The 26,871-nt window shown below is 42.9% G+C and carries 23 protein-coding genes; 8 read left to right on the top strand and 15 right to left on the bottom strand.

The window, feature by feature from the left end; translation table 11 throughout:
• Positions 1 to 118: 118 nt before the first annotated feature.
• The 11 genes from LA303_RS01675 to LA303_RS01625 form a co-directional block, all read right to left on the bottom strand.
• The gene (locus LA303_RS01675) at positions 119 to 1,444 is read right to left on the bottom strand and encodes an alpha-L-fucosidase (RefSeq protein ID WP_240526205.1); all 1,326 of its coding nucleotides are present in this window, start codon (positions 1,442 to 1,444) and stop codon (positions 119 to 121) included.
• Positions 1,445 to 1,772: 328 nt separating this feature from the next.
• On the bottom strand, positions 1,773 to 2,246 hold the full coding sequence (greA, locus tag LA303_RS01670) for a transcription elongation factor GreA (RefSeq protein ID WP_240526204.1): 474 nt from the start codon (positions 2,244 to 2,246) through the stop codon (positions 1,773 to 1,775).
• A 113-nt stretch (positions 2,247 to 2,359) separates the two neighbouring features.
• A complete protein-coding gene (locus tag LA303_RS01665) occupies positions 2,360 to 2,776 on the bottom strand; it encodes a hypothetical protein (RefSeq protein ID WP_240526203.1) in 417 nt (138 codons plus the stop codon).
• Positions 2,769 to 3,005, bottom strand: a complete 237-nt coding sequence (locus tag LA303_RS01660) for an AtpZ/AtpI family protein (protein ID WP_240526202.1) — start codon at positions 3,003 to 3,005, stop codon at positions 2,769 to 2,771. The genes LA303_RS01665 and LA303_RS01660 overlap by 8 nt, the downstream gene beginning before the upstream one ends.
• On the bottom strand, positions 2,986 to 3,372 hold the full coding sequence (locus LA303_RS01655) for a bactofilin family protein (RefSeq protein ID WP_240526201.1): 387 nt from the start codon (positions 3,370 to 3,372) through the stop codon (positions 2,986 to 2,988). The genes LA303_RS01660 and LA303_RS01655 overlap by 20 nt, the downstream gene beginning before the upstream one ends.
• A 13-nt stretch (positions 3,373 to 3,385) precedes the next feature.
• Positions 3,386 to 6,064: a type IX secretion system periplasmic lipoprotein PorW/SprE gene (porW, locus tag LA303_RS01650; RefSeq protein WP_240526200.1), complete on the bottom strand. Its 2,679-nt coding sequence runs from the start codon at positions 6,062 to 6,064 to the stop codon at positions 3,386 to 3,388.
• A gap of 239 nt (positions 6,065 to 6,303) precedes the next feature.
• The gene (hydA, locus tag LA303_RS01645; protein WP_240526199.1) at positions 6,304 to 7,677 is read right to left on the bottom strand and encodes a dihydropyrimidinase; all 1,374 of its coding nucleotides are present in this window, start codon (positions 7,675 to 7,677) and stop codon (positions 6,304 to 6,306) included.
• A gap of 161 nt (positions 7,678 to 7,838) precedes the next feature.
• The gene (locus LA303_RS01640; protein ID WP_240526198.1) at positions 7,839 to 8,468 is read right to left on the bottom strand and encodes a hypothetical protein; all 630 of its coding nucleotides are present in this window, start codon (positions 8,466 to 8,468) and stop codon (positions 7,839 to 7,841) included.
• A gap of 124 nt (positions 8,469 to 8,592) precedes the next feature.
• Positions 8,593 to 10,734 carry a methylmalonyl-CoA mutase gene (gene scpA / locus LA303_RS01635; protein ID WP_240526197.1) on the bottom strand — a complete coding sequence of 714 codons (2,142 nt, stop codon included), beginning with the start codon at positions 10,732 to 10,734 and terminating at the stop codon, positions 8,593 to 8,595.
• A gap of 36 nt (positions 10,735 to 10,770) precedes the next feature.
• Complete coding sequence (locus LA303_RS01630) at positions 10,771 to 12,612, bottom strand: methylmalonyl-CoA mutase family protein (RefSeq protein ID WP_240526196.1); 1,842 nt, start codon at positions 12,610 to 12,612, stop codon at positions 10,771 to 10,773.
• A gap of 899 nt (positions 12,613 to 13,511) precedes the next feature.
• Positions 13,512 to 14,483 (bottom strand): IS110 family RNA-guided transposase, encoded by a 972-nt coding sequence (locus tag LA303_RS01625; RefSeq protein ID WP_240525754.1) that lies wholly within the window; start codon positions 14,481 to 14,483, stop codon positions 13,512 to 13,514.
• Between the two features lie 492 nt (positions 14,484 to 14,975).
• On the opposite strand from LA303_RS01625, the gene LA303_RS01620 reads away from it, so the two are divergent.
• From LA303_RS01620 to LA303_RS01600, 5 genes are all read left to right on the top strand, one after another.
• Positions 14,976 to 15,401 carry a transposase gene (locus LA303_RS01620; RefSeq protein ID WP_240524787.1) on the top strand — a complete coding sequence of 142 codons (426 nt, stop codon included), beginning with the start codon at positions 14,976 to 14,978 and terminating at the stop codon, positions 15,399 to 15,401.
• Complete coding sequence (locus tag LA303_RS01615; protein WP_240525466.1) at positions 15,398 to 16,228, top strand: IS3 family transposase; 831 nt, start codon at positions 15,398 to 15,400, stop codon at positions 16,226 to 16,228. Before LA303_RS01620 ends, LA303_RS01615 begins: the two co-directional genes overlap by 4 nt.
• Before the next feature lie 168 nt (positions 16,229 to 16,396).
• The gene (locus LA303_RS01610) at positions 16,397 to 17,020 is read left to right on the top strand and encodes a nucleotidyltransferase family protein (protein WP_240526195.1); all 624 of its coding nucleotides are present in this window, start codon (positions 16,397 to 16,399) and stop codon (positions 17,018 to 17,020) included.
• A 44-nt stretch (positions 17,021 to 17,064) separates the two neighbouring features.
• A complete protein-coding gene (locus tag LA303_RS01605) occupies positions 17,065 to 17,556 on the top strand; it encodes a GAF domain-containing protein (protein ID WP_240526194.1) in 492 nt (163 codons plus the stop codon).
• Between the two features lie 11 nt (positions 17,557 to 17,567).
• Positions 17,568 to 19,430: a CocE/NonD family hydrolase gene (locus LA303_RS01600; RefSeq protein ID WP_240526193.1), complete on the top strand. Its 1,863-nt coding sequence runs from the start codon at positions 17,568 to 17,570 to the stop codon at positions 19,428 to 19,430.
• An 86-nt stretch (positions 19,431 to 19,516) separates the two neighbouring features.
• Here LA303_RS01600 and rbr read toward each other — a convergent pair whose 3' ends face one another.
• The 3 genes from rbr to LA303_RS01585 all read right to left on the bottom strand — a co-directional run bounded on the left by rbr (position 19,517) and on the right by LA303_RS01585 (position 21,812).
• The gene (gene rbr / locus LA303_RS01595; protein ID WP_394371580.1) at positions 19,517 to 20,095 is read right to left on the bottom strand and encodes a rubrerythrin; all 579 of its coding nucleotides are present in this window, start codon (positions 20,093 to 20,095) and stop codon (positions 19,517 to 19,519) included.
• A gap of 24 nt (positions 20,096 to 20,119) precedes the next feature.
• Positions 20,120 to 20,851 carry a rubredoxin gene (gene rd / locus LA303_RS13515; RefSeq protein ID WP_240526191.1) on the bottom strand — a complete coding sequence of 244 codons (732 nt, stop codon included), beginning with the start codon at positions 20,849 to 20,851 and terminating at the stop codon, positions 20,120 to 20,122.
• 70 nt (positions 20,852 to 20,921) lie between these two features.
• Entirely contained in the window at positions 20,922 to 21,812 is an 891-nt protein-coding gene (locus tag LA303_RS01585; RefSeq protein WP_240526190.1) for a 3-hydroxyacyl-CoA dehydrogenase, read from the bottom strand.
• Positions 21,813 to 21,948: 136 nt separating this feature from the next.
• Between LA303_RS01585 and LA303_RS01580 the strand changes: the two genes are divergently transcribed.
• The gene (locus LA303_RS01580; protein WP_240526189.1) at positions 21,949 to 22,473 is read left to right on the top strand and encodes a flavodoxin domain-containing protein; all 525 of its coding nucleotides are present in this window, start codon (positions 21,949 to 21,951) and stop codon (positions 22,471 to 22,473) included.
• Between the two features lie 67 nt (positions 22,474 to 22,540).
• On the opposite strand, the gene LA303_RS01575 is transcribed toward LA303_RS01580, so the two are convergent.
• Positions 22,541 to 23,971: an MltF family protein gene (locus tag LA303_RS01575; protein WP_240526188.1), complete on the bottom strand. Its 1,431-nt coding sequence runs from the start codon at positions 23,969 to 23,971 to the stop codon at positions 22,541 to 22,543.
• 295 nt (positions 23,972 to 24,266) lie between these two features.
• Between LA303_RS01575 and LA303_RS01570 the strand changes: the two genes are divergently transcribed.
• Complete coding sequence (locus tag LA303_RS01570; protein WP_240526187.1) at positions 24,267 to 25,652, top strand: FG-GAP repeat domain-containing protein; 1,386 nt, start codon at positions 24,267 to 24,269, stop codon at positions 25,650 to 25,652.
• A gap of 144 nt (positions 25,653 to 25,796) precedes the next feature.
• Positions 25,797 to 26,870 carry an AI-2E family transporter gene (locus LA303_RS01565; RefSeq protein ID WP_240526186.1) on the top strand — a complete coding sequence of 358 codons (1,074 nt, stop codon included), beginning with the start codon at positions 25,797 to 25,799 and terminating at the stop codon, positions 26,868 to 26,870.
• Position 26,871 lies beyond the last annotated feature (1 nt).

Below are 26,871 nucleotides of genomic sequence, written 5' to 3'. Positions count from 1 at the left end.
AAATAATCCGGACGCTTCGCCCGGATTATTTGTTTTGTATGGATCAGCACTCTTTTCAGCTTTTGGCTCAAGCTAAAAGTAGGTGATACGAACCGAAAATGTACAGCGGAGAGAATTCCTATTGATAAATATCAATAGGCCCTTCCAAATCCACAGCAAGGATCGTTACGTATGGATCAAGATCTTTGGAAGAAGGTGCTTCAATACGAAGTAATCCGGGAATATTTTTCCACTTGGCCCCGCCATTACGCACCCATTTTAATGTTTTATCCGTACCGAGCACTCTGATATTCAAAATTTTATTTCTCACACCGGCTAACCCGATATAATCTTTCGGCTGACCGAACAACGCCAGATACAACGTCTTTTTATCTTTTGAAAGTAACGTAGGACCATAAAAATGACCAGGCGGTAATCCGGCGGTGCTACCGTAAACCGCCTCTTTGTTCCGGCGAATCCAGGCACCCAGTGTTTTCAGAATCCGGACATCGGCACTGTCAATCGTTCCGTCAGGTTTAGGCCCCACATCCAACAGGAGATTTCCACCTTCGGAAATAATTTTCACAAATGTCCGGATAATTTGGGCTGCCGGTTTATAATTCGTATCCGACGGAACATAACCCCAATGGTCGTTAATGGTCATGCAGAATTCCCAGGGACCTTTGGGCGGCGTGGTCGGAATACCCTGCTCCGGAGTTTGATAATCGCCATAACCCCGCAACCGGCCATTGACAACTACTTTCTTGTCCCAGGTCAGTAACGAATCTTTCAACGATTGTGCCTGCCACCACTCTGCCGGATGTTCCCAGTCGCCATCGAACCAAAACAGATCAGGATGATACCGGTGCGATAATTCGGAAAGCTGGCCAAACATAAACCGCAAAAAACGTTGATGTGCATTCAGGTGTTTTTCCCAGGCCGGCTGCGGATACAGCTTTTTCAACGTTTTTTCAGGCCGGGGAAAATCTACATGATAATCTTTATTAGACCAGTCGAGTAGCGAAAAATAAAAACCGACTTTAATTCCTGCCTTACGCATGGCTTCCGCATACGGACCGATTAAATCTCTCTTGGCCGGTGAATGATCTACACAGTTCAGCTTGCTATACCGGGTAGGCCAAAGCGCAAATCCATCGTGATGTTTGGTGGTAAGCACCGCATAACGGGCTCCGGCTTCTTTAAACAGTTGCGCCCACTGGTCAGGATGGTAATTCTTAGCCGTAAATCCGGTCGACTGTTTCATGTAATCTTCCCAGCTCATTTTTTTCCATTTCATGGGCCAGCTGGCGGTAATCCCGTCCACCGAATAAATCCCCCAGTGGATAAATATCCCCAGTTTGGCATTTTTAAACCAGGCCAGGCGCTGTGCTGTTGAATTGTTTTTTTGTGCCAATACGCCGGCAGAGAACAACACAACAAAAAGAAAAGTAAAGATTCGTTTCATGGGTTTAGCTTTTATTTCACTCTTTCACAAAGATAAAAAGAGTATGGCAATAAACCCGGAATGTTCCGGCACAAATTCTTCCCATTGATTCGGACATTCTCCGCTTGGATTATTCTTGCAGGCCGTATCTTTTCACGCCGGGTCCGGCCTGAAAAGTGGATGGAGAGCCATAAATCTCAAGCTCCGGGTTATCAAATTCCCAAAAACAAATCTTAGTTCACGGTTTGTACCGTGAGGATTGAAAACACCTCTGGCGCACTCCTGCGGAGCAATGCGAACGAGCATTTGTTCGGCTTGAAAAATGAATCAAAAACCGAAAGAAAAAAGTTTATCTCGATATTTCGATGATCTCGAACTGGATATTTCCGGCCGGCACTTTAATTTCCACCACATCGCCTACCGACTTTCCGAGTAATCCTTTGGCAATAGGAGAATTCACTGAAATTTTCCCGCTTTTCAGATCAGCTTCTTTTTCAGGAACCAGTGTATAAGACATGGTAGCGCCGTTTTTCAGGTTTTTAATTTTTACTTTAGAAAGAATCAGCACTTTAGAGCTGTCCATTTTTGATTCGTCAATAATACGGGCATGGGCAATAATTTCCTGGAGTTTGGCTATTTTCATCTCCAGCATCCCCTGTGCTTCTTTGGCAGCATCGTATTCGGCATTTTCGGAAAGGTCACCTTTATCCCGGGCTTCGGCAATAGCCTCTGAAATTTTCCGGCGTTCCACACTGGTGAGATAATCCAGCTCGTCTTTCAATTTTTTTAGTCCTTCTTCAGTATAATATCTTGATTCTGCCATGACGTAATGTTTTTAGTTTCAACGATTAAAAATATAAAAGACCCCAAACCAAACGAAGGGGTCTTTTTACACGACAAAGATACAAATATCTTGTTATTGGTTAAATCAAACCATTAAAATTCTTTTTTTCCGTTTTCGGATTCTTTTTTATTTCGACTGTTTAACTCTTTCAGTCCGATCACTTCCAATACCGTGTAAAAAATATAATAGACAAAAAACGTAATAATAAACGGAGCAGCATCATCGCGGTTCAGATAAGCATAAGCCAACAAAAACAAAGAGAAGATGAGCAGTTTCAGAAAATTGATCACCATGTAGGTATTAGCAAAACGGCTGATTCTTTTTTGCATGCTTTTGGCAGTAGTATAAAAAGCAAGCCACGAAAAAACGAACAAAAAGCCAAGAACAAAAACATAGGCCGGGGTTACCGGAATCGTTCGAAATATCCGTACAAATGCAAAGGTGAGTATTCCCAGCATAACCGTCATTACGGCTAACCGGAGAGTATAAGTTAAAATCAGTTTATTCATCTCTTTTTTTATCCTGTTTAAAAAATTCACGCATTCCGTAAAGAATAGAAAGGACGATCGACAGCAGGGTCAGCACCACGGTAAACACCGGAAAATGCCACTGGCCCCATTTATCCAGTGCCCGGCCGCCAAAAGCACCGGCTACCACAATCACGGCCATTTGCATACCGAGTGCCGAATATACGGCATAGGCTTTCAAAGCGTCTTTTTTATCCTTTTTTTGTTTCATTTTTTGCCTTGGCAGTTCCTGTTCCGGACATCACACATTCGCCTGTAAAAAGCGCTCCGGTTTCGATAGATATTTTAGATGTGGTAATTTTTCCGGTAAAAACAGCTGTGGCTTTTAAAACCGTTACTTCTTTTACTTCCATGGTAGCATTTACTTTACCGGATATATCGGTATTTTTACAATAAATCTCACCATCTACCACGCCATCTTTACCAATAACCACTTTTCCTTTGGCATGAATTTTCCCCGTAAGGAAACCGTCAATACGAACATCTCCATCCGATTCAATTTCGCCGGTTACCTTTGTCCCGAGCGAAATAATATTCGGAACCTGTGATTCTCCGTTTCCATTTGAATATTTTTTCATCTTTTTCCCTTTTTTATTTGTAATATTCATCAAAAAATTGCCCGTATATTTTGATGTCTTTGTTTTTGTAAAATAAAGGATAATTTTCTTTTGAGATAACAAATACCTTATAATTTTGGCTGCGAATTCCTGAAAACACGTAAGGATCGCGAATTAACCGGCGGTAATAACGCATGGCTGCAGGCACATTGACAAATGTTTTCACCAACAGCAAAGTATATTTGTCATTAAATATCAGCGCATTAATCTGCAAGGGCAGGTTACGGAAATATTTTTGGTTAAAATCAGACAACCTTGTTTTCAGCGCCCGGCCATTTACCATCCGTCGGTTTACCAACAGCAGCACTTGTTGTGGTGCATCGGTTTTAAACACGTAATTTCCTGTGTTTTTCTTTCGCTTTTGGGCAGCCAGCATCGCCTGGCGCTCTTTTTCGCTAATACCGATACCATATTCCAACTGAAGGGTTTTTATGATGGCTTTGGCTTTTTCAGCCAACGGATGTTTCGGGTACGTCTTAACAAACTGTTGTAAAGCCTGGTACAACGTATCCGGAAGTTCTACTTTTCCTAGCGAGAGTGCCCGCAAATACATAAATTTCGGAAGAACCAGCGAATCTTCCGGATATTTTTTCATTGCCCGGTCGGCATAATTGATCACCCGGTAATACTGTCCGCGTTCAAAAGCTTTCCAGGTCCGGCTGTATAAGCTTTCCGCTTCGCGATGTCCGGCTTGCAGTTTTTTATAATAGTCAGGATTCTTTAGCACTTTGGCATACAGGCTTTCCGGTGCATTCTCTAAAATGAGATTCTTATATTTTTCGGCTTCGCGGGTTTGGTTACGTGCAGAATAAATACTGTAAAGGGCATACCAGTTTTGTAGTTTAAACCGGTTATCCGGATATTTTCTCTGCAAAGTGAGATATGTTTTTACCGCATCAACCGTATCTTTCAGCTCTTCGAGATAAAGAAATCCAAGCTTATTATAGCTGTTGATAATGAGTGAATCGGCCCGTTTGAATTCTTCCGGTGTTTTGAGCAATCCTTTCAGGTAATAGGCTCTGGTTTCGGGTCCGGTTAATACCGGTTTTTTTCTTTTTGCCCGGGTAATCCGCGATAGCTTTTCTGCTCCGGAAAGGCTCCCGGAAACCACACCGGATGTAGCCATGGTGGTGTGTTTATCGTTCAGGCACCAGAGATCTTCCTGTTTTCGCTGACCCCAACGTTTTCTGAATTCGTTAAATCCTTGCGAAAGGGCAGTAGGATTATAAAAATACCATCCGCCTCCGGCCGGACCACTTGTGGGAAATGAAGTTCCCGAACCCGGAGAACCCATTCCGGCTTCACGATTGGCAGCCAAAATTTCCGCTGCTTTTTTCTTCTCTTTCATTTGTTGCCGGTAGGCTTCTATTTTTTTATCAATCAGCGCATACAGTTGTGCCGTATCCATTCTGGAGATACGCAATAAGCTGTCCTGGATATGAATGGTTTTCAGATTTTCAACCAACTGCGACAATACCCGGGCTTTGTTTTTGATTTGCTCAAAATCAGGATAATCTTTAGGAAGAAATTGCACCGCCGTATCGTAGTAAGCCTGTGACAAAACATATTTTCCGTGCTGAAAATAATCTTCGGCCAGTTTAAGAGAAGACATGGATTTCTGAAACGGATTGTTTTTACTGTAACTGACCGACAGCCGTAAAAAATGTACCATCAAGCTGTCGTTCTTGTTTTTCTCGGCCACCTCGGCCATTGCATAATAAATCTGGTCACGGTATTCGCTGTAAAGATTTTTCCGGGCCATTTTTTCCAGTGTTTTCATGATGTCTTTACTGTTGCCGTTAGATGCATCGTAACACTTGGCCAGATACAATCGTGCTTCAAAATCCATTTGAAACGGCGGATTTCTTTTAATGACCTTTGAAAAATAACGGGAAGCCTGATCCAGATCGCCTTCTTCTTTATTGATTTGTCCGAGAATAAAATATACCCGGCTCAGCAGATCTTTATTGTGGACAAGAGAAATACTTTTTTCCAGATAGGGATAAGCTGCTGCTGTATTCCCCCGGGCAAGATACAAATCAGCATATACCAATGGCAGCGTGTTTTTTACTTCCTTGGGAAAATCTTTCTCGTTTTGTTGGCTTGACAGCAAATTCAGTGCAGCTTCGGCTTTACCAAACTGTTTCATTTCGATGTACGTTTTGGCCAGCCATAATGTTCCGCGATAATGAATAGGACTGTAATTGTATTTTGTTTGAACAAAATCAAAAACCCTGCGGGCTGCCGTAAAATCATGTTTATAGAAAAAAGCCTTTCCCATCATCAAGTAGCTTTCTTCCACCCATTTCACTTTTTCTTTACGGCCAAAAACCATGGAATGATCCTGAATGGTCAGCGCAGCTTTTTTTATGGTGAGTTCCACCCGCGGAGCCATTTGCTGCCCGATCTTTTTATCGCCATAATTGTACACCCGGAGCACCTTGCTGTAGTTGTCTTTTACCTGACTGCGCAGGAATGCTTCCGCTTCAAGAAGATTTTGTTCTCCGTTCCAATAAACATTATAATGACTCGTGAGATTATGATAACCACGGGCTGCAGCTGTATTCCTTTTGGTAGAACAGGAAGAAAAACTCCAGGCAAAACCCAGAAAAAGCATAACGAAAAGAATGCTATGGATGTACTTAATTTTCAATGTGGAAGTTTGCTTTAAATAACAGATTTTCCGAATATTTATTTTAGTGCATCGCAAAAATAATGATTTATACCGATTACGAATCTTTTCAGAATTGAATATGAAAAACCATCAGGAAAACCGGAAAGAATTCCATTTTACCGTCTGTTCCGAATTGCAAAAAAGCCATCGGCTATCGTCCGAGCAGACGCCCAAACAACGAAAGGTGCCAGACAAGATCTTTCGGTAAAATTATCTTCTTAAAGTTTTCTTCTTAAAAACCGTCCCGGTTCAGCTTTTCCTTTCCATGTTCCGTTTTCCACCACAACATGACCCGATGAAAGAACATATTCGGGGGCACCGGTGGTTTTAAATCCTTCATAAATATCCGTATCGCAATGCATCATATGATTTTGAGCCGAAATTGTTTTTTCCTTTTCAGGATTCCAAATGACGATATCGGCATCGGCACCCGGAAGTAATGCTCCCTTTTGAGGATAAAGGCCAAAAATCTTCGCCGGCCGGGTAGAAATCAACTCCACAAAACGGTTCAGGCTTATTTTGTTTTGTAATACACCGTAAGTATAAAGCAACGTAAGCCGGTGTTCTACGCTGCCGGCACCATTGGCAATTTTCCGGAAATCATGCAATCCGTTTCTTTTTTGCTCCATCATAAACGGGCAGTGATCGGTCCCCATACTTTGAATTGTCCCGTCTGACAGTGCCTGCCATAAAGCCCGGTTATCTGATTTTTTACGTAAAGGCGGACTTAAAACATAAGGAGCCGTTTGTTCAAAAGAACCTTTATACCGGCTGTCATCCAGCAAAAGATAATGCGGACAGCTCTCGGCAAAAACGGGTTGTTTCCGTTGCTGTGCCTGTCGTATAAACTCCAGCGAACCAGCTGCCGACACATGCACAATATAAAACGGACAATTTGCCCGGGCAGCCATTGCAATGGCTTTTTCCACGGCCCCGGCTTCCAGCTCAGCCGGTCGCGACAGCGGATGATACTCCGGCGTAGTCTGTCCGTTTTGAACATAATCACGACGAAGCTGTTCAATCTCGTCACCCAGTTCGCAGTGAGCCGTAACCATTCCTCCGGCTTCGGCTACCGCATAAAACACTTTTTGTAAAGCGTCATCTTCAAGGCCAATACTATCTTTATAAGCCATATACACTTTAAACGAAGGAATCCCTTCCTCTGTAATACAGGCTTTGATTTCTTCCGGCAAATGCTGACGCCACTCCACCGGACTCATGTGAAAAGCATAATCGGTCAGACAAGAGGCCGCTTCTGCCTTTCTTTTTTCCAGCGCTTCTTTTAACGGCTCACCACGATGTGGGGTAACAAAATCAATCAGTGTAGTGGTGCCGCCTGCCAGCGCAGCCCGGCTGCCCGAATAAAAGTCATCACTGGAAAAACCTGCCGGTGTAGGCAGGTGCATATGAACATGCGGATCGATACCCCCCGGAAAAATTAACAAGCCGGTGGCATCAATGGTTTTTTCGGCCGAAACAGAAAGCGTACCCGGATTCTCTATCCGGCTGATCTTTCCGTCTTCAACAAAAATATCCGCTGCAAAAGTACGTTCAGCGGTTACCAGCATGCCGTTTTTAATGAGAATTTTCATCTTTTTATGGTTCTTCTATCCTTTTAACGGATAAATCGTTTTTTTGCGTATCCAAAACAGATGCAACCTAAAGTCAAAAATTACTTCGATTCATCCTAAAACTGCTTTGCAATAATGTTCTTCTTCCATCTTCCGACTTCGGACTTCCTGCTTCGTCCTTCTTAATCCTGTACCAGATCTTTGGCGAATTTACCCTCTTTGTCCTTTTTAAAGCCCAACTTTTTCAGGTACTTTTCATACTTTTTACTGGATACCGGAGCAACCACCCGTTTAAATCCATCCTGAATAAACCGGGAACGCAAATGGCTGTAAATAAATTTCCCGTTTTTCAAATCACGGTACTCAGGAGTTACATAGTCAAGTCCCACATAAAGAATATCTTTTTCTTCGCGATGGGCAAGAAAAACACCGGCAACATTTAAATTCCGTAACACAAAAAAACTGATGGAATTCATTTCGGGTTTGTAGCTGAAATCGGGAAAAAACCGATGAATATCTTTCTCATGAAATTTTAAAAACTCCAATAGATATTTGTTATCGCTCCGCACTTCCAAAATATCGAAAACTTCTTTTTTCCGGTAAATTTTCACCAGATAATACACATCTACAAGAGCAATAAAGCCGTTCAGGACCGTAACCGGAACCGCATGGATCAGAACACCATACACGGCAAAGCCAACAGCTCCCACCAAATTGATCCACCGGAATTTTACGATGGAATTCATGGTCATGGAGATGGCAATAACCAACGAAGCAAAGTAGCCGAAGAGGCTAAGAAAATCTGTTTGCATAGATAAATTTTTACACTGTATTTTTACGACAAAAATAGACAAAGCAGGGAAACCCGGAGTTACCCGTTACCCGGTCTTTTAAAAAAACACATTCCAAGACCGCCGAAATGATAAAAAGAATGGATTATTTCCGGGCTGCCAGTAAGAGTTCCAGCATCTGGATACCGGCTTCCGAAATGACCGTGCCCGGACCAAAAATAGCTGCTACGCCGGCATCGTACAGAAACTGATAATCCTGATGGGGAATTACACCGCCCACAATCACCATAATGTCTTCGCGTCCCAATTTTTTTAGTTCTTCAATTACCTGGGGAACCAAGGTTTTATGGCCTGCAGCCAGGCTGGACACTCCTAAAATATGTACATCATTTTCTACTGCCTGGCGGGCTGCTTCTGCCGGGGTTTGAAACAGGGGGCCAATGTCCACGTCAAAACCGATATCGGCATAGCCGGTAGCCACCACTTTAGCCCCCCGGTCGTGTCCGTCTTGTCCCATTTTGGCAATCATAATCCGTGGACGACGGCCTTCCAGGGCAGCAAATTCATCAGCCAGACGACGGGCTTTTTCAAAAGATTCGTTGTCGCCGGCTTCTGAAGAATAAACACCGGAGATGGATTTTATCACTGCTTTGTACCTCCCAAAAACTTTTTCGCAAGCATACGAAATTTCTCCGAGACTGGCACGTTTTTTTGCGGCATCCACCGCCAAAGCCAATAAATTTCCTTCGCCTGTTTCACAGGCCCGGGTAATGGCCTCCAGGCTTTTTTGGACTTCCGCTTCGTTTCTTTCGGCCCGCAACTTTTTCAAACGGGCCAGCTGCGCTTCGCGAACAGCCGTATTATCCACTTCCAGAATCTCCAGCGGTTCTTCTTTCTCGAGGCGATATTTATTTACTCCCACAATGATATCTTTTTTTGCATCAATCCGGGCCTGCTTCCGGGCTGCTGCTTCTTCAATCCGCATTTTAGGTAAGCCCGTCTCAATGGCTTTGGCCATTCCGCCCATTTCTTCCACTTCCTGAATATGTTGCCAGGCTTTGTGTGCAATTTCGTGGGTCAGGCTTTCCACGTAATAAGATCCCGCCCACGGATCTACCGTCCGGCAAATACCGGTTTCCTGTTGCAGGTAAATCTGGGTATTCCGGGCAATACGGGCTGAAAAATCCGTAGGCAAAGCAATGGCTTCATCCAGCGCATTGGTATGCAACGATTGGGTATGACCCAACGCAGCACCCAACGCTTCAATGCAAGTACGGGCCACGTTATTGAACGGATCCTGCTCGGTAAGGCTCCAACCCGAAGTCTGCGTATGGGTACGCAGTGCCATGGATTTGGGATTCTCCGGACGAAACGGTTTCACCAGCTTGGCCCACAACATACGGGCAGCACGGAGTTTGGCAATTTCCATGAAATGATTCATTCCCAACCCCCAGAAAAAAGAGAGCCGTGGTGCAAAATCATCAATCTTTAATCCGGATTTTAATCCGGTACGGATGTAATCCAAACCATCTGCCAAAGTATAAGCCAATTCCAAATCGGCGGGAGCACCCGCTTCCTGCATATGATATCCCGAAATGGAAATACTGTTAAACCGTGGCATGTTTTGAGCAGTATATTTAAAGATATCCGAGATAATCCGCATGGAAGGTCCGGGAGGATAAATGTATGTATTCCGCACCATGAATTCTTTCAAAATGTCGTTTTGGATGGTTCCGGAAAGTTCATCTAACCGGGCTCCCTGCTCCAGTGCCGTAACAATATAAAAAGCCATTACCGGCAATACGGCACCATTCATGGTCATGGAAACAGAGATCTTGTTCAGCGGGATTTCATCAAAAAGGATTTTCATATCAAGTACCGAATCGATGGCTACTCCGGCTTTTCCCACATCACCCACCACTCTTTCATGATCAGAATCATAACCGCGATGAGTAGCCAGATCGAAAGCCACAGAAAGTCCTTTTTGCCCGGCAGCCAGGTTTCTGCGATAAAAAGCATTGGATTCTTCGGCGGTAGAAAATCCGGCATACTGGCGAATGGTCCACGGACGGGTAACGTACATCGTAGAATACGGTCCACGCAAAAAAGGCGGAATACCGGCAGCAAAATCCAGATGTTCCAGTTCGGCAACATCATTATCGGTGTAAAGACTTTTAATGTTGATCTTTTCTGCCGGAACCCAGGAAGTTATTTTTTCTTTTTTGTTTCCGCGGGATGGGCTTTCAGGAACCTGAAAAATATTTATGGAATGAAAATTGGGTTTCATGGATTTGTATTTTTATCATTGGGTATTTCCGAAAATTTATCCGATCCCCAGCAACTGATGAAATTGTTGCAAGGTTTCCAGCACATTACTTCGTACATGAATAAAATGATTCATTCCGGCAGCTTTTAACTGTTCTGTCAAAGGCCGGGGATAGCCCGCCAGCACAAGCAGGGTTTGATCTTTCAACGCATCAAAAACAGTCAGGGCTACCTCTTCATATGTTTTATCATCGCTGCAAAGCACGACGATTTCCGGTTGTTCTTTCCTTACAGCAGCGATGCCTTCTTCGGCAGAAGCGAACCCGGTATGGTCAATAATTTCGTAACCGGCACAGCCGAAAAAATTCTCGGCAAACTGCGCTCTGGCCCGTCTCATGGCCAAATCACCAAGCGTAAACAACCAAACCCGGGGGCGCTGGTGACTTTGGGCATAAACATCTGTGACGTAGCGTAGTTTTTCGAAAGGAGCAGCAGCCCGGTACAAACGTAATGGTTTCGCCCGCGTGCCGGAAGGTACCGGCAAAGGTTCAAAAACCGCCGGATCCAGCGGCGCTGTGATTCGTTCCGTAACATTGGGGAACTGATTAACCCCGAGAACAGAAATTTTACGGCGGGCAAGATCTTCATCTTTTTTCCGGGCTTCTTTTTCAATCCGCGCCTGAACAAATCCTTGCTCAAAAGCAACCGGATATCCGCCTTTTTCATCCGTTTCAAGAAACAACGCCCAACTTTTTTCAATAAGCTGCGCTGTTAAATTTTCAATATAGTAAGCTCCTGCCGCCGGATCAGCCACTTTATCAAAATAAGATTCTTCCTTTAAAATTAACTGTTGGTTACGGGCAATCCGCCGGGCCATCTCCGAAGGAACTTCAAAAGCAGCATCAAAAGGCAATACCGTAACCACATCAGCCCCTCCCACAATAGCCGACATGGTTTCGGTGGTGGTTCGCAACATGTTTACATAAGGATCGTAAACCGTTTTATTCCGGAATGAGCTTTCTGCGTGAATAACGGCTGCCGTTTTTTCTTCCGGTACTCCGTAAGCTTTCAGAATCTGTGCCCACAAATAACGAAAAGCCCGGAGCTTGGCAATTTCCATAAAATAATCTGACCCGACAGCCAGCCTGAAAAGTATTTTTTCTGCTATTTCAACAGCCGGGAACCCCTGATCAGTAAGCTGTTGCAAATAAGAGCTCCCCATTGCCAAAGTAAAAGCCATCTCGCTGACAGTTGTTCCGCCGGCATTATGAAAAGGCGTTCCATCTACGGTAACTACACGTAAACCAGGCCATGATTTCGCCGCTTTTATCATTTTTGCCATTCCGGCAAAAGGAGACGCTTCCGGATAATCTCCTTTTTTCGTCAGCCAGGCCAACGGATCGCATTCCACCGAACCTTTCCAGGTGGCCGGAAACTCCTTTTTTCGTCCTGTTTCAAACCACTGCGCCGGAATTGTTCCACGCAAATGAAATTCCACATCCGGATGCTCGGCAAAAGGTAAAAAATCAACCGGATCAATTTGTTTTTCCGGAGATGTGTCGTCAAAAACAAGCGTAACCGAATTGATTCCACGAGCCAGGGCATTTTCTATTTCTTCATGGGTTTGCCGGGGTTCTTTGACCTGAAAAACCTGATTTACACGCCAAAAATTTCCTGTACCGGTTTTCCCGCGTAAAAAAGGAAAATTTCCCGGACCGGAAGCAGAAAATGAAAAATCACGGATATGCTCTTTCTGATAAAAAGGTTGAACATCAAAACCTTCGTCAAGCAGTGTAATCAACTTATTGTAATCGGCCCCTTTTAAATCACGGATGATCTTCTCTTTCCACTGTGCCGGTGAAACGGGAGAAAAATCGCCAAATAAGGTTTGTTTTTTCATGGATAAAGCCTTGAATTGTCTTGAAGACAAAAATACGATAAAATCACAGGAAGGAAACCCTTTTGTTTATAAATTCACAATTCTTTTTTACACCCCAAAAAATCAGAAGCAATAAGAAACGGGAGTATTCAACCCCTTCGGGGTTATGATTTTTTTGATGTGTTTATTTCCCTGCACTTCGTACAGGGTTATTCCGGTTTAATCCCTTCGGGATTAGTTATAAACACGAGATAAATATCAGGTTAACTTTAAGTACTTCACACTTCAAGTTTCAAGTACTTCAAATGCCTGAAGTTTGAAGTGCCTAAAGTTGGAAATCCCAGAAAACAAAAAAGCAAATGACAACTCCAAAAGCCAACTGTTTTGTCATGTTGAACGCAGTGAAACATCTCTATTAACGACTGTAATTATTTTTGAGATTCTTCACTTCGCTATCGCTCCGTTCAGAACGACAACAAAAAACATGGATAAAGCAATGAAAATCATCACTCATCGTTTGGGCATCCGCTCGAACGATGAATTTCACCGATAAGATGTAGTGTAATGGAGTCCCGTAGGGACGACTCATTACCATTGACGCTGAATTTATTCAGAGGCCAGTATTCAACCCCTTCGGGGTTATGATTTTTTATGTGTTTATTCCCCTGCACTTCGTACAGGGTTATTCATGTTTAATCCCTTCGGGATTAGTTATAAGCACGAGAAAAAGTCGGTCTAACTTGAAGTACTTCCCACTTCAAACTTTAAGTACTTCAAATGCCTAAAGTGGGAAATCACAAAAAACAAAAGAGCAAATCGCAAAAAAATCAACTTCTTTTGTCCTTCTGAGCGTAGCGAAGAATCTATTTTAACTATTGCCAGTTTTTTGAGATCCTTCACTTCGTTCAGGATGAACTGTGTTAAAAAGCAAATATTTTTTCATAATTTTCTTCGTATTTATTCAATTTTGTTCCAATAGCATAGGCCTGTCTTAACAACTTATTTGCAATTGCAATTTTTATAACTCTTTCGGGCTTTCCTTTTTCTGATAATCTATCATAGAGTGCTATACATTGACTATTGTGTTTTTTTGCTGACCATGAACATAAATACAATAGCTTGCGTATATATCTGTTCCCCATTTTTGTAATGTGTCCTTTTCCGTTTATACTTGTCCCTGATGAAAATATCCTGGGAACCAACCCTACGTAAGAAGATAATCTCTTAGCATTGTCAAATTTTTGAAAGTTATTGGTAATTGCTATCAGGATGGCCGCTGTTTTTGGTCCAATACCCGGAATAGATGTCAGCGCATTAAATGTATTGGCATAATGTATTTTTATTTTTTCAAGTATTCCGGCTTCCAGTTTAGCTATTTTCAGTTTAATCGTTTTTAACAATGCTCTTAACTCACGCATTACTTTCTTGTCGCAATCAGGAAACCGGGAAAATGCTTCCAGTTGATTATGAAGCATGGTTGCCTGTTTTTGCAAACCTTCAATGGCAGAATGAATTTGCTGAACCTGCATAATCACCGGCTCATCGGGTTGCCACAAAACGGGTTGTTCTGATTGGCCATATAAAGCGATCATCAGGGCATCTTTTTTATCCGTTTTGGCTTTTACCATTCGCATTCTTACGAAGTGTTTAATCTGCAATGGATTAACTACGGATACTTTTACCCCTTGTTTAAAAAGAAACCGGGCTAAAAACAGATAATAAGGGCCTGTTGCTTCCATTACACAGAGATCCTCTTTATCAATAATCTTCATAAACTTTGTAAACCCTTTGGCATCATTACTGTATTTGAAAAAAGAGAACTTTTCATCTTTTTTTTGAAAAGCAACATCAAAAGTTAATTTTGATACATCAATTCCTATAACTTTGCACATGACAAGATGTTTTTATCAGAAGGGATTCTACTTTGTCTTTTCAATCCTAAATACAGGCTTTCATGCCTAACGAACTGTTCAAGATTGAGTAGAAAGGAGAAAGGGACTATCATCCTGAACGGGCTTTTTTAGCCTAATGACAACCATTAGTCTTTATCTTTCTCCTTTTTCTCTTCTGATTGGTTAATAATTTTCAAACTTAACACTTCCTGTAATTATTTCTTTTTGCAAACATAGGATGACAATGAAAACATGAGTAAAATATTAAAAATCAACCAATCGCCAATGACCAATAACTTTTTCCTATTCATCGGTTCATCATTCTAGACTCATCATTCATCCTTTCCCAATGCCCTTTTCCCCACTAAAGATAAAACATCAAACATCCACACATCTACCTATCGAACATCCAAACATCCTTCCGTCTTTGTCAATGCCTGAAATAGGTTGACCACTTTTAACATAAGAATTCACTTTAAAAAACAGTTAAAAATGGCAACAAGAAGACAATTTAAAATGACCACCGCCGAGCGAAGGCGTCGTCATTTCAGCGACAGTTTCAAGATTCAAAAAGTCAGGGAAATAGAAACAGGCAAAACAAAAGTTTCCGAAATTAGCAAACAATATGAAGTAACCACTACTAACGTTTATCGGTGGTTAAACAAATTCGGAACTATGAAAGACAAGAAAGAGAAACTTATTATTGAAACAGATAGTGACACAAGGCAGCTATTGGAACTCAAAAAGAAAGTAGCAGAACTTGAACGGATAATCGGCCAAAAGCAAATCCTGATTGATTTCAAAGATAAGATGATAGAACTGGCAGAAGAGACCTATGGCGTAGATATAAAAAAAAAGTTTTCTACCCGACCCTCGAATATTTCTGGCACCACAGAGAACAATACCGATACAGCATGAACCGTCTGTATAAGAGCATAGGGATTAGTAAACAGGCTTTTCATAAGATGCTGGATAAAAAGCTGAGAATACGCTCAGAGCAAAAGCAATTACTGGTTATGATTTATCAAATACGAGAGGATCATCCTACAATGGGAATACGGGATATGTATTATAAGTTACGTCCCCAGACCATGGGCAGAGACCGGTTTGAAGCCTTTTGCAAATCAGAAGGGTTAACGGTAGCAAAGGTAAAAAACTGGCGAAGAACCACCGATAGCACAGGCGTTGTCCGGTTTGATAATTTATTAAAAAGCATGACTTTAACCGGAATTAATCAGGCATGGCAAAGTGATATTACCTACTATGAAATAAACAGCAGATTCTATTACATCACTTTTATTGAAGATTCCTATTCCAGACGGATTTTAGGTCATTCTGTTTCAAAAAGGCTGACTACAGAACAGACTACATTACCGGCTTTACAGAAGGCTATTAAACTTCGGATGAAGGAAAACACAATGACAACCGGTATTGTATTTCACTCAGACGGAGGGGGTCAATATTACGACAAGGCTTTTTTAAAGCTGACTCAAAAAGAAGGCTTTAAAAACAGCATGTGCGAATACCCGTGGGAGAACGGGAAAGTAGAAAGACTAAACGGGGTTATAAAAAACAATTACCTGAACCATCGTCAGATAAACAGTTTTGAAGAACTTCAAAAAGAGGTTGACCGAACCGTGTTACTTTACAACCAGGAAAAGCCTCATATAGAGTTACAACGAAAAAGCCCCAATGAATTTGAAAAAAGTTATCTTTGTAATGGACAACAATCCTTCAGTCTCTAAGATCACTCATGAATGAACAACGTAAATAATGAAAATAAGTAAGTAAAAACGGTCAACCATATTCAGGCATCTACACTTCACATCGCACATCGAAAATCCTCCATCTTTACATCTCCCATCAAGACCAACATCCCCAAAACACCGGAGAATGTTTACCTTTGCCAGGCCATGCAAAAACAAGCTGCTCAAATCAACCGTATGGCCGTTGTCGTTACGGCTGCCGGGTTTTCCGGGAGGATGGGCATTCCAAAAGCAGCATTGGCTTTTGATGAAAAATTCACTTTTGCCGAACAGATCACCCAAACTTTTTTAAAAGCCGGCGTGGCAAAAGTCGTTTTGGTTGTTAATGCCGACGGCATGAAACAGCTGAAAAAAAGCCTGTTCTTGCAAGAAGAAGAAAAAGTGGAACAGGTGCTCAACCCTTTCCCCGAGAAAGAACGCTTTTTTTCGTTACAAACCGGATTAAAAACATTAACCGGTTTTCAGGCGGTTTTTCTTCACAATGTGGATAATCCTTTTGTAAATACCGAAACCATCCGGCAGCTGACAAACTGTTTTCGGCCGGGAAGTTTTATGGTACCCCGACACAACCACCACGGCGGGCATCCTATCCTGATAGCACAAGAAATTGTTCGTGATCTTACGGCTTTTCCGGACAGTACCATCAACCTGCGGGCTTTTCTGTCACGGTATCCCAAAATCCATTGTCCGGTGAATGATGACCGTATTCATATCAATATCAATACCGCCAAAGAATACGCCCGGTATTTTGGCAAACCACCCCGTTTATAACGGAATGTTTTTTTATTTTTGAAAAAGCAAGAAACACCGGCAGCATGGAGAAAACCAGGAAAGAAAAACGCTACTCAAGACTTTATCAACAGATTGGAGACTTAATTCTGAAAAGCAGTAATAATCCGTTATCAAACATGGCGACCATCAATGCCGTATTGTACCATAAAATGGATTACTTTTTCTGGTGTGGTTTTTATTTACTGCAAAAGGGCAAGCTGCAGGTTGGGCCGTATCAGGGTTCTTTGGCTTGTATTGATCTTCCGGCAGGAACCGGTGTTTGTCAGGCGGCCATCACACAGAAAAAAACGCTTATTGTTCCGGATGTGGAAGCTTTTCCGGGACATATTGCCTGCGACGGACGCAGCCGTTCGGAAATTGTGGTTCCGGTGTATGATGAATCGGGCACCATTCGCGGCGTACTGGATGTGGACAGCCGGGAACTGAACCGTTTTGATGAAACCGATGCTGCTGCACTGGAAAAAATAGTTCACCTGGTTTATAATCCCTCTTCATTTTCAGAAAAAAATCTTTAACACAAATAAACATGAAAAATTTTACCCGGATTTTTGTTCTCTTTTTCGTCGTGGCGTTCTCTTCGTCACTTGCTGCACAGGAAACCTATTCGGTAAAAGATCATTACAATAAAGCCGAATACCGTATTCCGATGCGTGACGGAGTGAAATTATTTACCGCCGTTTATACCCCCAAAGACACCACAAAAAATTATCCTATTTTAATCTGGCGGACACCCTATTCCTGCTGGCCTTATGGTAAAGATAAATTTCGTCAATTGCCGGTTGAACTGGCCAAAGACGGATTTATTTTTGTATATCAGGATGTCCGCGGACGATTTATGTCGGAAGGAAAATTTGTAAATATGCGGCCCTACATCCCCAACAAAAAAGGCAAACAAACTGATGAAAGCAGCGATGCCTGGGATACCGAAGACTGGCTGATAAAACACATCAAACACAACAACGGGAAAATCGGGATCTTTGGAATCTCCTACCCCGGCTTTTATGCAGCAATGGCCTGCATTGATGCGCACCCTGCGCTGAAAGCCGCTTCGCCGCAAGCACCCATTGCCAATTGGTGGGTAGATGACGACATGCATCATCACGGAGTCCTGTCAATGCAGATGACGTTGAATTTTTTCTCTGTTTTTGGCATAAAACGCGACAGCCTTATCTCGCACTGGCCGCATCCCATGCCACGAATTTCGCCGGATGCCTACAACTATTTCATGTCGTTGGAACCGTTACCCAACGTGGACAAAAAATTCTATCATGGGAAAATTGCTTTTTGGGAACAAATCAAAAAGCACCCGAATTATGACAAATTCTGGAAAAAACGCAACACGCTGCCCCATTTTCATCACGTAACCCCGGCAGTGCTTACCGTGGGCGGTTGGTACGACAGTGAAGACTTTTATGGAACATTGCACACGTATCACAGTATTGAAGCAAAAAATCCAGGGGCACAAAATATGCTGATTATTGGTCCGTGGCCTCACGGTTGGTGGGCCAGCACCAAAGGCTATCGTTTAGGCGACATCACTTACGGTTCGGCTACCGCCGAATATTTCCGGAAAGAGATCCAGCTGCCGTTTTTCCGTTATTATCTAAAAGGAAAAGGACATTTTCCGCTCACGGAAGCCCGGATGTTCAATACCGGAGTCAATAGGTGGCGTTCTTTTGACCAGTGGCCCCCCAAGGATGTACAAAAAGCAGCTTTGTCGCTCGAAAGCGGTCATCAGCTTACTTTTGGCCAGCCCAAATCCGCCAAAGTCAATCATTACAGTTATGTAAGCGATCCGCATAAGCCGGTACCTTACACGGCCCATATCATGGACTCGCGTGCTTTTTATTATCACCCGTACATGAATGAAGACCAGCGCTTTGCTGCCCGCCGTCCGGATGTACTGGTATTTGAAACCGCTCCGCTGGAAAAAGACGTAACCCTGGCCGGGCCGCTGCTGGCTGACCTGTATGTTTCTACCACCGGTACAGATGCCGACTGGGTGGTAAAACTCATTGACGTTTTTCCGGACAGCGCCCGTGACCCCAATCCCAATCCGACAAAAATGAAAGCCGGTGGATATCAAATGCTGATACGTGGAGATATTTTACGCGGGAAATACCGGAACAACCCGGAAAAACCGGAACCTTTCACCCCGGGAAAAATAACAGAAATCAAACTCCCCTTACAGGATGTATTGCATACTTTTAAAAAGGGTCACCGGATTATGATCCAGATTCAAAGCAGCTGGTTTCCGTTTTTCGATGTGAATCCGCAAACCTTTACTAATATCTACAAAGCCAAACCCGGTGATTTTGTAAAAGCTACGCAAAGCGTTTGGTTCTCAAAAGAATATCCGTCAAAAATTGTGGTGGGAATTTTACCCTGATAAAGAAAATTTTTCCTTATAAAACCATTGCGCCACAGCGATAAAGCTGTGGCGCAACCGATTAGAAAATACAAAAACGGCTTTGTTTAGTAATTAAACGTTTCCACTTCAAAATAGGACTGCGGGTGCTGACAAGCCGGACATTTATTGGGTGCTTTTTTGCCTTCGTGCAGGTAACCGCAATTCCGGCACTTCCAAACAACAACACCGTCTTTTTCAAAAACACGACCTTCTTCCAGATTTTTGTACAGTTTGGAATAACGGGTTTCATGGGCTTTTTCTACCCTGGCAATCATACGAAAAGCCGTAGCTACTTCTTTAAATCCTTCTTCTTCGGCAACGCGGGCAAACTCAGGATAAAGTTCTGTCCATTCTTCGTTTTCTCCTTCGGCAGCTGCTTTTAAATTCTGAAGGGTTGTACCAATTACACCGGCCGGATAAGCAGCGGTAATCTCCACCATCCCACCTTCCAGAAATTTAAAAAAGCGTTTGGCATGGGCTTTTTCGTTGATGGCTGTCTCTTCAAAAATAGCAGCAATCTGTTCCAGTCCTTCTTTTTTAGCCTGTTTGGCAAAATAGTTATAACGCATTCGCGCCTGTGATTCTCCGGCAAACGCTTTCAGCAAATTCTGCTCGGTTTTACTTCCTTTTAGTGATTTCATGATAAGGGTATTATTTAACAGTTAAAATTATTCCTGATACGGTTCAAAATCGGCTTTTTCAGCACCACAAACCGGGCAAACCCAGTTATCGGGTAACGACTCGAACGGCGTACCCGGAGCTACACCGGCTTCCGGATCACCTTCGGCAGGATCATAAATGTGATCGCATACCGTACATATCCATTTTTGTCCGGCAACCGTTTTTGATGCTTGTTCTTTCTGAATTTCAACAACTTCATTTTCCTTTTCCGGCTTGATATAAGTCGGGGCATTTTTTGGCGACCGGCCATGCCGGTTTTTCCGGTAATAATCATAAGTAAGCGGTTGCTGATGTGCATCAATTACATCGCCGGTAAGTATCTCTCCGATAAAAAGCAGGTGCGAACCGGTATCCACAGTTTGCACTACTTTACAGGTAAACCAGGCCACACAATCTTCGGTAACAACCGGAATATTTTCCGGCGTTTCAATGAATGCCGTTTCTTCGAACTTATCGATTTCTTTTCCGCTCCGGTATCCAAAACGGCCGATCAATGTTTTGGAGGCATCTTGTGCCAAAACAGAAACCCCAAAATAACCGCTACCGGCAATCATGGAGGCAGTCAGGTTGTCTTTATTGCAACTGATGGCAACTTGTGCCGGCTCAGCAGTAACCTGAAAAACCGTATTCGCCACGTAACCATTTTTCTTTTCCGCATAGCGGGCAGTAACAAGATAAAGGCCGTAAGAAAGGGAATAAAAAATCTCTGGATTCATCATTAAAAATTCTTTAATCTAGGTATTTATATCTGTTCAAAGATAAGGAAGAAATGCATGCGAAACCTTATTTTTATTTGAGAAAATCCGGATCTTTATACGCCGGATTGGGATAGCGATAAAAACCTTCGCCACTGGCAATTCCCATTTTTCCTTTGTCGATAAACTGCGTTTTAATGGCTTCGGCTCTTTTTAACGCATCCGGATTTCCGGTTTGTTTGGCTTTTAGCATCATCACGTTGTACATGGTTTGCATACCGACCAAATCCATAATACCAAACGGCCCCGAGCGGGCACCGGTACTAATCATCCAGGTTTTATCAATTGTTTTATAATCCGCTACCCCGTTAAAGTAAAGATTGGCTGCCGCCGACAAAAACGGAGAGAGCAAGCTGTTAATCACATATCCGGGTTGTTCTTTGTACAACGGAACCGGAACCATTCCCATTTCGCGGGTAAAATCTACCACCGCATCAAAAACAGCTTTTTGAGTTCCGGCATGGCCCATTACTTCGGCAATATTGGCTTCCCAAACCGGATTGGCGAAATGCATGGCAAGAAATTTTTCCGGCCGCCCGGTTTCCTGCGAAAACATACTGGGAATCATGGTAGAAGAGTTGGTCGTAAAGATGGTTTTTTCCGGAGCCACAGCGGCCAGTTTCCGGTAAAAATCTTTTTTTATCTCCAGCACTTCCGGCACCGATTCACTGGTAATATCGGCATCCTGAACCGCCTCTGCCAGATTTTCAAAATAACGGAGCCGCTTTAGTGCATTTTTTGTTTCTTCTTCCGTAACATGATATTTCTCCTGAAACAGGACAGCAAACTCCCGATGCTTCTCTCGGGCTTTTTGCAAAGCCTCCGGTGAAATGTCATACACCGAAACGTTCATTCCATGAAAAGCTGCCTGCCAGGCTACCTGTGAACCGAGAACACCGGCCCCTAATACTGCAATATTCTTCATTTTTCTGATTTTGGTTTTGAAAAAAAGCAAATTTACACTTTTCACCTAAGCCACCAAAAGAGGCTGTACACAACGCTTCCAGAAACGGGTAACTAAAAAAGTAGTAATTTTACGGAAATTTTAATGGACACAGCACATGAAAAAAACAGCATTATTATATTGGGGAAAAGGCGGAAACGTAGAAAATGCCGCAAAAATTATTTACCGGCAACTGGACCCGCAAACGACAGATTTTATGCCTTTGGATGAATTTAATCCGGAAGATCTGGACCAGTACAGTCTGGTTATTTTAGGCGGTTCTACGGTAGGTGCCGAGAACTGGGAAGACACTTCCAACGACAATCTTTGGAATAACTTTTTCAGGAATATTCAACACAAAGACTTATCACACATCACTTTTGCTGCTTTTGGCCTGGGAGATCAGGTTTTGTACCCGGCCCATTTTGTGGACGGACTCGGATTTTTCCATGAAGAAATCAGTAAAACCAATGCCCGGGTAATCGGTCGCTGGCCTACAGAAGGTTACCGTTTTACCGATTCTGAAGGCGTTGAAGGCGATTACTTTTACGGACTGGCACTGGACGAAGACAATGAGCCGGAAAAAACAGAAGAGCGAGCCAAAAAGTGGGTTGCCCAACTGAAAAAAGAGATGGAAGAATAATAAAAATACACGTATCAAAAAAAGCCGCTCAAAAAGCGGCTTTTTTTATTTCCTTACTTTTTGTAGATTATTTATCAATCAGTAACTTATAGCTTTTATAGCGGTCAAAAATCTGTTTTACAAATTCATACGTTTCCCAACCCCGCATATAACCGTTGCGCACCACTGGATCGTGATAATATTTCTTTTCCGACAAATGCAGCACAAAAAAGTCCACATTATTGTCCCATACATTTGGATCCTTACCATACTTACGGGCCAGCCGCCGGGCATCTAAAATATGCGCCAGCCCGCCGTTGTAAGAAGCCAGGGTAAATTTAATGCGCTGCACCGAGTCGGTAACCGAATCCGGAAGCTGGCTTTCAAACGATTTTAACAATTCCACCCCGGCATTGATCTGCTCTTCGGGAGAGGAATTCTCGGTTACTCCGAACTCTTTCATGGTTTCCGGCATCAGCTGCATCAAACCGTATGCTCCCACCCAAGAGGTAACATTCGGTTTAAACTCCGATTCCTGATAAATCATAGATGCCAGTAAACGCCAGTCCCAGCCAATTTTCCGGGCGGCTTTTTTAATCAAATCGTCATACGGCGACAGTTTTCCGCCGGTATATGAAAAATATTTACTTTTCACCAAACGGCGAACCCGCATATTCTTAAAGTACTTGTTGTACAAAAGACGGGCTTCCAGTGTTTTGTTAAACTTCATAAGCCAGGCATCCAGCGTATCAGCCAAATGTTTTTGGTCTTTACGGACAGCCCAGGCGATTTTTTGTTCAAAACTTACCGGCGTTTTCACATCAATATTCGGGTAAACCCTGGCCGCATTACGGGCAACAAACTCATCGGCAATGGTATAATCGATTTTATGTTCCGCTACTTCACGAATAAGCATTTCCGAGCTGAGCGTATCCTGAATAATATGAATAGTGTCGCCAATACTGTTTTGTAAACTTCGGAGTTGCTGATAATACACCGAACCTTTCCGGATATGAATCGTCAGGCCTCCCAAATCAATCCGGTTACGGATCAGATGAGAATTAATTTCATCGGCAGTAGCCATTTTCTGATAATTATCCGGTTTACGCTGCACCAGCACTTCGCGGGTATAAAACAACGGGCGCGTAAAACGCAAAAACTTTAACCGGTTTTGCGTTACCGTCAGTCCCATCGCCAGCACATCGGCTTTTCCTTCTTCCAGCTTTTTAAAACTGCTGTCCAGGTTAGCTTCGATACGCAAGTCGAGTGATACCCCCAGATATTTCGCAAAAGCTTTTAAAAGTTCATACTGATAACCCATGCGTTCACCGCGATAAATAAAATACGTGTTGGCACTGTAATCGGTTAACGCGGTTAATTTTTTGTGTACTAAAATTGAATCAAGAAAGTCCGGAGTCTGTTTTTCCGTTTTTATCTGTTTTTGCTCCTGCCGGACCGGATGCTGGCAAGAAGCAATCAACAGCAACAGAATCAAAGAAATACCTATTGTTTTCCTCATAAAAACCCCGCTTTTATGTTGACTAAAATAAAAAATTCCCACAAACCGCTTCAAAACGGAGCAAGTGTTTCGGACTTCTTATCGTGCCTCCCAAAGAAAAAGCCGAAGAAAAAAGTGAAAAAGCGGCTTTTCGCATGTGGAAATAATTTTTACTTTTATTGATTGAAATTGTTTTTTGATGTTGATGTTGAAAAAATACTTTTTTCTCCTGTTTCTTTTTTTGATCACAGGACCGGTTTTTGCCCAGGTTTTTACGCAGGTAAGCAGTAATTTACACGGTGTAATAGACCCTGTAATGAGCTGGATAGACGTGAAAAACAATCATCAGCTTCAGGCTTTTGTGGCCGGTGATTATTACGTAAATGACAAACATGTCATTGTTTCTCAACTTACTGTTCACGGAAAAAATCTCCGGTTTGCAGCTTCCCGTTCTCCCTTTCCGGCGTTGTACCGGGGAGATGCTGCCGTGGCAGATTACGATCACGATGGCGATCAGGATATTGTCATGACCGGATTAAATGCCCAGGGACAGCCGGAAATGCGACTTTACAGAAATGACGGACACGGACATTTTACCGTCGTTCCACAAGCTTTTACTCCGCTGACAGACGGCTCTATAGAATGGGGTGATTATGACCATGACGGCGATTTGGATATTCTGGAAACCGGAAAACGGTACGATAACAAATTAGTTACTTTGATTTACCGTAACGATAATGGCGTTTTTACCGAAATTCCGGTCAATGTTCCCGGTGTTTATCATGGCGTAGCCCGTTGGGGAGATTACGACCAGGATGGCGATCTGGATCTGCTGATTACCGGAAACGATGGAAACGGCCCGTTTACAGCACTTTATCAAAACATAAAAAACAAATATTATCCGGTAAAAGATCATTTTGTTCAGCTGCAAAACAGCGATGCCCAATGGGGTGATCTGGATGGCGACAGTGACCTGGATTTTATTATCAGCGGAGAAGATAAAGACGGATTCCCCGATTGTCGCATTTATTCCAACGAACTCAACAATTATTTCATGAATGTACCGGTTTCCATTCGGTCGCTTAAATCATGTACCATCGATTTGGCTGATTATGACCACGATGGCGACCTGGACATTGTGATGACCGGCGAATCCATGGAAAGATCATATACCGAAGTTTATGAAAACGAACTGGCCTTCGATTTCAAACGTATCCTTACCGGAATTCCCGGAGTAAGTTCAGGAAAAGCCATCTGGGGCGATTTTGACCATGACGGAGATATGGATTTGCTGGTTTCCGGTATTACCATTTGTTATGACTTCATCACCCGGATTTACCGGAATGACAAAAATCCGAAAGTGGAAAACGGACAAGTTACTACCATCCAGCCGATTCCCCGTTTATCCAACGGTCCGTACTACTATTATGTATTTGCTTCCTGCTTTTGCGACCCGTCAGGCGGCGATCATCCGAAATATCATCTCTTCATCAGTAACATTCATAAAGAAAAACGCGCTTACGACCTGAATTATAAGTTTAATGCCCTGTTGATTAAAGCGGTGCCCAACTGGGGAAAAACCGATAGCGGTCACCGTACATCCAATGCATTTAAAACGTACCGGGAGGCCGAAGCTTCTCGCATGCAGGTTATAGAATCTTACAAAGCCTCCGGATTTGAAGTGCATTTTCTTAACTGGTAGGTCCTGTTAAAGCGGGAAATCAGAAATTTAAAATCGAAGACAAAACCGATTTTATTAACATTTTGCTGCTCAAAACAAGCCGAAGAAAATCTTTTTCATTCGCTGTTGATTCGTTATTTTTGACATCAGAAACACACCACCACCATGAAACACATTTTTATCAGCGACCGTCTTTTTCGTGTAACTCTTTTTGTGGCGGCATCGTTCATTATTATTGCCGGAATGATGATGGCCGAATCGTTTATCACCCTTATTCTGCTGGCTGTTTTTGTAAGTATTATCGGAGTCCATCCGGTATCGTGGCTCGACCGGAAAAAAGTTCCTCACTGGTTGTCCGTCACTATTGTTCTATTGGGGTTTATTTTGATCATTTCCGGCTTAAGCGGTATTGTGGGAAGTTCGGTCAGCAGCTTTACTTCCCATCTTGGCAAATACGAAACGCGTCTCAGTGTTATTTTATCCTCCATCAATAACGATTTTAGCCAATATGGCATCAACCTTTCTACCGACCGGCTAACACAACTTTTTGATCCGGCCAAAGTACTGGATTTTACCGCTTCCACCCTGGGACAGCTGGGAAATGTAATGAGCAATACCGCCCTGATTTTTTTCATCGTTTTGTTCATCCTGCTTGAAATGCAAAGCATCGGGCTGAAAGCAAAAGCTTTGGGAGCCGCTTCTTCTAAAAAATCAATGGAAAACCTGACACGTATCGAAAAAAGTGTCCGTCACTACCTTGTAATTAAAACTTTTGTCAGTTTGCTTACCGGAATCCTGGTCGGTCTTCTTTTATGGATTCTGGGAGTGGAATATGCGATTTTGTGGGGACTGATTGCTTTCCTGCTCAATTATATTCCCAATATCGGTTCCATTATTGCTGCTATTCCGGCGGTAATGTTCGCCTGGATACAATTAGGATTTGCTCATGCCGTTTGGGCCATGATTATTTTTGCTGTCGTTAATCTGATGATCGGTTACATGATAGAACCACGGGTAATGGGAAAAGGAATGGGCCTTTCCACGCTGGTGGTTTTCCTTTCGTTAATTGTTTGGGGATATGTACTGGGTATTGTGGGCATGTTTTTATCCGTACCATTGACCATGACCATTAAAATTGTGCTGGAATACAACGAATCAACCCGTCCGCTGGCGGCTCTGCTGGGTACCGATGAGGATGCCCTGGTGCTGATTGAAGAAAAAAAGAAATCGGTATTGTGAT

This window comes from Candidatus Sulfidibacterium hydrothermale (genome assembly GCF_020149915.1).
Lineage (GTDB): Bacteria > Bacteroidota > Bacteroidia > Bacteroidales > F082 > Sulfidibacterium > Sulfidibacterium hydrothermale.
This window is presented reverse-complemented; position numbering and strand designations above follow the sequence as displayed.

What these genes read in the sequence shown, in the direction of transcription:
- LA303_RS01675 (WP_240526205.1), bottom strand. Translation starts at nt 1,444, where the DNA reads ATGAAACGAATCTTTACTTTTCTTTTTGTTGTGTTGTTCTCTGCCGGC.
- LA303_RS01665 (WP_240526203.1), bottom strand. Translation starts at nt 2,776, where the DNA reads ATGAATAAACTGATTTTAACTTATACTCTCCGGTTAGCCGTAATGACG.
- greA (WP_240526204.1), bottom strand. Translation starts at nt 2,246, where the DNA reads ATGGCAGAATCAAGATATTATACTGAAGAAGGACTAAAAAAATTGAAA.
- LA303_RS01610 (WP_240526195.1), top strand. Translation starts at nt 16,397, where the DNA reads ATGCAAAAACAAGCTGCTCAAATCAACCGTATGGCCGTTGTCGTTACG.
- LA303_RS01620 (WP_240524787.1), top strand. Translation starts at nt 14,976, where the DNA reads ATGGCAACAAGAAGACAATTTAAAATGACCACCGCCGAGCGAAGGCGT.
- LA303_RS01625 (WP_240525754.1), bottom strand. Translation starts at nt 14,483, where the DNA reads ATGTGCAAAGTTATAGGAATTGATGTATCAAAATTAACTTTTGATGTT.
- LA303_RS01615 (WP_240525466.1), top strand. Translation starts at nt 15,398, where the DNA reads ATGAACCGTCTGTATAAGAGCATAGGGATTAGTAAACAGGCTTTTCAT.
- LA303_RS01600 (WP_240526193.1), top strand. Translation starts at nt 17,568, where the DNA reads ATGAAAAATTTTACCCGGATTTTTGTTCTCTTTTTCGTCGTGGCGTTC.
- LA303_RS01570 (WP_240526187.1), top strand. Translation starts at nt 24,267, where the DNA reads ATGAGCTGGATAGACGTGAAAAACAATCATCAGCTTCAGGCTTTTGTG.
- LA303_RS01575 (WP_240526188.1), bottom strand. Translation starts at nt 23,971, where the DNA reads ATGAGGAAAACAATAGGTATTTCTTTGATTCTGTTGCTGTTGATTGCT.
- LA303_RS01660 (WP_240526202.1), bottom strand. Translation starts at nt 3,005, where the DNA reads ATGAAACAAAAAAAGGATAAAAAAGACGCTTTGAAAGCCTATGCCGTA.
- hydA (WP_240526199.1), bottom strand. Translation starts at nt 7,677, where the DNA reads ATGAAAATTCTCATTAAAAACGGCATGCTGGTAACCGCTGAACGTACT.
- LA303_RS01585 (WP_240526190.1), bottom strand. Translation starts at nt 21,812, where the DNA reads ATGAAGAATATTGCAGTATTAGGGGCCGGTGTTCTCGGTTCACAGGTA.
- LA303_RS01565 (WP_240526186.1), top strand. Translation starts at nt 25,797, where the DNA reads ATGAAACACATTTTTATCAGCGACCGTCTTTTTCGTGTAACTCTTTTT.
- LA303_RS01580 (WP_240526189.1), top strand. Translation starts at nt 21,949, where the DNA reads ATGAAAAAAACAGCATTATTATATTGGGGAAAAGGCGGAAACGTAGAA.
- LA303_RS01630 (WP_240526196.1), bottom strand. Translation starts at nt 12,612, where the DNA reads ATGAAAAAACAAACCTTATTTGGCGATTTTTCTCCCGTTTCACCGGCA.
- LA303_RS01605 (WP_240526194.1), top strand. Translation starts at nt 17,065, where the DNA reads ATGGAGAAAACCAGGAAAGAAAAACGCTACTCAAGACTTTATCAACAG.
- LA303_RS01655 (WP_240526201.1), bottom strand. Translation starts at nt 3,372, where the DNA reads ATGAAAAAATATTCAAATGGAAACGGAGAATCACAGGTTCCGAATATT.
- LA303_RS01640 (WP_240526198.1), bottom strand. Translation starts at nt 8,468, where the DNA reads ATGCAAACAGATTTTCTTAGCCTCTTCGGCTACTTTGCTTCGTTGGTT.
- rd (WP_240526191.1), bottom strand. Translation starts at nt 20,851, where the DNA reads ATGATGAATCCAGAGATTTTTTATTCCCTTTCTTACGGCCTTTATCTT.
- scpA (WP_240526197.1), bottom strand. Translation starts at nt 10,734, where the DNA reads ATGAAACCCAATTTTCATTCCATAAATATTTTTCAGGTTCCTGAAAGC.